A 1,280-nucleotide genomic window follows, 5' to 3' on the forward strand; every position below is an offset into this window, starting at 1 on the left:
ACAACGACATGCTGTCGGCGCATCAGCCGTTCGAGACCTTTCCGGCGCTTATCAAGGACGCGGCACGCGAGGCGGGCGGCATCGCCCAGGTCGCCGGCGGCGTGCCGGCGATGTGCGACGGCGTGACGCAAGGCCAGCCAGGCATGGAACTGTCGCTGTTCTCGCGCGACGTGATCGCCATGGCAGCGGCGATCGGCCTTTCGCACAACATGTTCGACGCCGCCGTCTTCCTCGGCGTCTGCGACAAGATCGTGCCAGGGCTGGTGATCGCGGCGCTCACCTTCGGGCACCTGCCGGCTGTCTTCATCCCCGCCGGGCCGATGACGACGGGCCTGCCGAACGACGAGAAGGCCAAGGTCCGCCAGCTCTATGCCGAGGGCAAGGCGGGCCGCGCCGAGCTGCTCGAGGCGGAGTCCAAATCCTATCACGGGCCGGGCACCTGCACCTTCTACGGCACCGCCAATTCCAACCAGATGCTGATGGAGATCATGGGCCTGCACACGCCCGGCGCCTCCTTCGTCAACCCGGGTACGCCGCTGCGCGACGCGCTGACCAGGGAGGCGGCGAAGCGCGCGCTGGCGATCACCGCGCTCGGCAATGCCTATACGCCGGTCGGGCGCATGATCGACGAGCGCTCGATCGTCAACGGCGTGGTCGGCCTGCACGCGACCGGCGGCTCGACCAACCACACCATCCACCTCATCGCCATGGCTGCGGCAACCGGAATTTCGCTTACCTGGCAGGACATCTCCGACCTGTCGGAGGCCGTGCCGCTGCTCGCCCGCGTCTACCCGAACGGACTCGCCGACGTGAACCATTTCCACGCCGCCGGCGGGCTCGGCTTCCTGATCCGCGAGTTGCTCGACGAAGGCTTGCTGCACGAGGACGTGCAGACGGTCTGGGGCGAAGGCCTGCGGCCCTATGCTGTCGAGGCAAAGCTCGGCGCCGACGGCAGCGTCGTGCGTGAAGCGGCGCCGCTCGAGAGCGGCGACGAGAAGGTGCTGGCGCCGTTCAAGAAGGCGTTCCAGCCGACCGGCGGACTGAAGGTGCTTGCCGGCAACCTCGGCCATGCCGTGATCAAGACCTCTGCGGTCAAGCCCGAACGGCGCGTCATCGAGGCGCCGGCCAAGGTGTTCGACAGCCAGCAGGGGCTGAACGAAGCTTTCAAGTCGGGCACGCTGACCGGCGACTTCGTCGCCGTGATCCGCTTCCAGGGGCCGAAGGCCAACGGCATGCCGGAACTACACAAGCTGACCACCGTGCTCGGCGTGCTGCAGGAT

At 67.7% G+C, this 1,280-nt stretch carries 1 protein-coding gene; it reads left to right on the forward strand.

What is annotated here, in order from left to right; translation table 11 throughout:
- Nucleotides 1-1,280 (forward strand): phosphogluconate dehydratase (gene edd, locus EOA60_RS33500; RefSeq protein WP_128312648.1); only part of this gene is annotated, 1,280 nt, incomplete at both ends.

Origin of the sequence: Mesorhizobium sp. M1A.F.Ca.IN.020.06.1.1 (assembly GCF_004023265.1) — a bacterium.
Classification (GTDB): Bacteria; Pseudomonadota; Alphaproteobacteria; order Rhizobiales; family Rhizobiaceae; genus Mesorhizobium.